The 4451-nt window shown below is 69.6% G+C and carries 2 protein-coding genes; both read left to right on the top strand.

All coding sequences use genetic code 11. The features are described from left to right. A partial coding sequence (locus GRX31_RS30180; RefSeq protein ID WP_160856225.1) for a TonB-dependent receptor domain-containing protein occupies positions 1 to 2160 on the top strand: 2160 nt, incomplete at its 5' end. 142 nt (positions 2161 to 2302) lie between these two features. Beyond that, positions 2303 to 4426 (top strand): PQQ-dependent dehydrogenase, methanol/ethanol family, encoded by a 2124-nt coding sequence (locus GRX31_RS30175; protein WP_061287984.1) that lies wholly within the window; start codon positions 2303 to 2305, stop codon positions 4424 to 4426. Positions 4427 to 4451: the final 25 nt, after the last annotated feature.

Genomic DNA, 4451 nt, shown 5'->3' with positions numbered 1-4451 from the left:
GCCCTGCCCACCCTGGGCGCCGCACTGGCCTGCACGCTGCACGCCCTGCCCGCCCAGGCGGCAAACGCAGCGCAGGACTCCAGCGAGGCCCTGCTCGCCCCCGTGGTCATCACGGCCAGCCAGCCCGGCGCCGGCCCCGACCTGTGGCGCGCCACCGCCGCCATCGACAGCGTGGACGGCACGGTGCTGCGCGAGGGGCAGATGCAGGTCAACCTGTCCGAAAGCCTGGCGCGCGTGCCGGGCCTGGTGGTGCTGAACCGCCAGAACTTCGCCCAGGACCTGCAGATCTCGGTGCGCGGCTTCGGTGCGCGCTCCACCTTTGGCGTGCGCGGGCTGCGCCTGTACGTGGACGGCATCCCGGCCGGCGCGCCCGACGGCCAGGGCCAGGCCGCCAACTTCACGCTGGGCAACGCCGCGCGCCTGGACGTGGTGCGCGGCCCGGCCGCCGTGCTCTACGGCAACAGCGCAGGCGGTGCACTGCTGCTGTACACCGAAGACGGCGAGGAGCCCGGCCTGTGGCGCAGCGGCATGGCCGTGGGGCCGGACGGGCTGTGGCGCCTGTCCACCCAGCTGCGCGGCACGATCGGTGGCGGAAAGCCGGACCAGGCGGATGGCAGCTCCGCCCCATGGCGCTATGCCATCCACATCGAGCGCTTCGCCACCGACGGCATGCGCCCCCAGTCGGCCGCCGACCGCAGCACGGCCCACATGAAGCTGTCACGCAAGCAGGGCGACGACCAGTGGCTGCTGCAGTACCAGGAACAGCGCGCCAGCGCCCAGGACCCGCTGGGCCTGACACGCGCCGAGTTCGAGGCCGACCCCGGCCAGACCACGGCCAGTGCGCTGCGCTTCAATACGCGCAAAAGCGTGCGCCAGCGCCAGCTGGGCGCCGCCTGGCAGCACCAGTTCGGCGCGGGCCAGCGCCTGGAACTCATGGCCTATGCGGGTACGCGCTCCGTGCTGCAGTACCAGTCCATTCCCGTGGCCACGCAGGCACCGCCCTCGCATTCAGGCGGCGTGATCGACCTGGACCGCGACTACGCGGGCATGAACCTGCGCTGGCGCAGCACCCATGAGGACGTGGCCGGCGGCCGGCTGGACTGGTCGGCAGGCCTGGCCTACGACTGGCAGGGCGAGACCCGGCGCGGCTACGAGAACTTCATCGGCAGCCAGCTCGGCGTGCAGGGCCGGCTGCGCCGCGACGAACGCAACCAGGCGCGCTCCGCCGACCCCTACCTGCAGGCCGAGTGGAGCACGCAGAGCCTGGCCCTGAGCGCCGGCCTGCGCCAGGCGCGCGTGCGCTACCGCTCCGAGGACCACTACATCACAGCCGGCAATGGCGACGACAGCGGCAGCATGGCCTGGCGCGGCTGGCTGCCCTCGCTGGGCCTGCGCGTGAACCTGCTGCCGGACCTGGTGGCGCACGCATCGGTGGGCCGGGGCATGGAAACGCCCACGCTCAACGAAGTGGCCTACCGGCCCGGCGGCCAAAATGGCATGAACACCGGCCTGGCCGCCAGCGCCCACAACACCGTCGAGGTCGGCCTGCGCGGGCGCCACGGCAACGCGGGCTGGAACCTCACGCTGTTCGAGACCCATACCCAGCGCGAACTCACCGTGCTGTCCAACACGGGTGGGCGCGCCACCTACCAGAACGCAGGCCGCACGCTGCGCCGGGGGCTGGAATTCTCGGGCAACGCGCAATGGGGATCGCTCACGGCCAGCACCGCCCTGACCTTGCTGCAAGCCCGCTACCGCGACAGCTTCCTGACCTGCGAGGCCACGCCCTGCACCACGCCCACCGCCCCGGTGGATGCCGGCGCGCGCCTGGCCGGCACCGCGCCGCGCCGCCTGTGGAGCGAGCTGGCCTGGCAGCTGTCGCCGCAATGGACCTGGACCGTGGACATGCTGCACAGCGGCCCCGTGGCCGTGAACGACCGCAACACCGACCGCGCGGCCGGCTACACCGTCTGGGGCTCCAGCCTGCGCTGGTCACGGCAATGGCAGCAGTGGAGCGCCCAGACCTTTGTGCGACTGGACAACCTGTTCGACCGGCGCTTTGCAGGGTCGGTCATCGTCAACGAGGGCAACCAGCGGTACTTCGAGCCGGGTGCCAGACGCGGGCTGTCGGCCGGGGTGACGGTCAGCCGGACGTTCTGAGCTGTTCCACGGCGGTACACATCCGCCCCCGGGAAAGTCCGAATGTTGTGACCGGAGGCCGCTTTTTTTATCGTCTCCCACATGGTGCCCTTGCCCCCAGCGCCATGCACGCAAAAACAAACCACACAGGAGACGAGACAACATGAAGACCCACGTGCTTTCCTCCACGCTGCTGGCCGCCGGCCTGGCGCTGGCCCTGCCCGGCGCCACGCTGGCACAGGCCGGCCTGCCAAGCAAAGGCTCGCCCGAGCACATACGCGCCGTCACCTCGCGCATCGACTCGCAGAGCATCCGCGACAACGCGCGCAGCTCAAAGGACTGGCCCAGCTACGGTATGGACTACAGCGAGACGCGCTTTTCCAAACTCAGGCAGCTGGACACGGCCAATGTGAAGCGGCTGGGCCTGGTCTGGTCGTATGACCTGGAATCCACGCGCGGCGTGGAGTCCACGCCCGTGGTGGTCGATGGAATCATGTACGTCACGGCCAGCTGGAGCGTGGTGCATGCGGTGGACGTGCGCACCGGCAAGCGTCTGTGGAGCTACGACCCCGGCGTGGACCGTGCCAATGGCTTCAAGGGCTGCTGCGATGTGGTCAACCGGGGCGTGGCGGTCTACAAGGGCAAGGTGTATGTGGGCGCCTTCGATGGCCGCCTGGTGGCGCTGGACGCGGCCACGGGCCAGAAGGTCTGGGAGCAGGACACCATCATCGACCGCGCCTTCTCGTACACCATCACGGGCGCACCGCGCGTCATCAAGGGCAAGGTGCTGATCGGCAACGGCGGCGCCGAGTACGGCGTGCGCGGCTATGTCACGGCCTATGACGCCGAGACCGGTGCCCAGCAATGGCGCTGGTTCACCGTGCCAGGCGATCCGTCCAAGCCCTTCGAGAACGAGGCCATGGCCCGCGCCGCCAAGACCTGGGACCCGGCCGGCAAGTGGTGGGAGGCCGGTGGCGGCGGCACGGCCTGGGACACCATGGCCTATGACCCCGAGCTCAACCTCATGTACATCGGCACGGGCAACGGCTCGCCCTGGGCGCAAGCCAAGCGCAGCCCGGCCGGTGGCGACAACCTGTACCTGGCCAGCATCGTGGCGCTGAACCCCGATACGGGCGAGTACGTCTGGCACTACCAGGAGACGCCGGGCGACAGCTGGGACTTCACCTCCACCCAGCCCATGGTGCTGGCCGACATCAAGATCGGCGGCAAGCCGCGCAAGGTCATCCTGCATGCGCCCAAGAACGGCTTCTTCTTCGTCATCGACCGCACCAACGGCCAGTTCATCTCGGCCAAGAACTTCGTCGACGTGAACTGGGCCAGCGGCTACGACGCCAAGGGCCGCCCCATCGAGACACCGATTGCGCGCAGCGGCGACCGCGCCCGAGACGTGATCCCCAGCCCCTTCGGCGCGCACAACTGGCATTCCATGTCCTACAGCCCCGACACGGGCCTGGCCTACCTGCCGGCCCAGCATGTGCCTCTGACCCTGCAGGACAACAAGAACTGGAAGTTCAACGGCGGCTCCCTGCCCGAGCCGCACAGCAATATCGGCTGGAATACGGCCACGCTGGTCAACATGGAGCCGCCCAAGAGCACGCCCTTCGGCCGCCTGATCGCCTGGGACCCGGTGGCACAGAAGGAGCGCTGGCGCGTGGAGCATGCCTCGCCCTGGAACGGCGGCACGCTGGCCACGGCGGGCAACCTGGTGTTCCAGGGCACGGCCGACGGCCGCTTCGTGGCCTATGACGCGCGCAACGGCAAGAAGCTCTGGGAAAAGCCCACGGGCACGGGCGTGGTGGCCGCACCCATCACCTATGAGGTCGATGGCCGGCAGTACGTCTCCATCGCCGTGGGCTGGGGCGGCGTCTACGGCCTGGCCGCGCGCCACACCGAGCGCAAGGGCCCGGGCACGGTCTACACCTTCGCGCTGGACGGCAAGGCCGAGGCGCCTGCCTTCGTCGCCTACCAGCAGGGCAAGCTGCTGCAGGGCGTGCCCTACGACAAGAGCCTGGTGGCCGAAGGCACGGCCCTGTACGTCAGCAACTGCGCCTTCTGCCACGGCGTGCCCGGCGTGGATCGCGGCGGCAACCTGCCCAACCTGGGCTACCTGGACCCGGCCTATATCGAGCACCTGGACAAGTTCATCTTCAAGGGTCCGGCCATGTCGCGCGGCATGCCGGACTTCACGGGCAAGCTGAGCATGGACGACGTGGAAAAGATCAAGGCCTTCATCCAGGGCACGGCTGACGCGGTGCGGCCCAAGTAGCCAACGCGAGCCGCCCTCCTCCCCC

The organism is Delftia sp. CH05 (genome assembly GCF_009827015.1).
Lineage (GTDB): Bacteria > Pseudomonadota > Gammaproteobacteria > Burkholderiales > Burkholderiaceae_C > Comamonas > Comamonas tsuruhatensis.
Note: the sequence above shows the minus strand (reverse complement) of the source record. Positions and strands in the feature narration are given on the sequence as shown.

Excerpts from the sequence above, each read along its gene's own strand:
- GRX31_RS30175 (WP_061287984.1), top strand. The coding sequence starts at position 2,303 with ATGAAGACCCACGTGCTTTCCTCCACGCTGCTGGCCGCCGGCCTGGCG.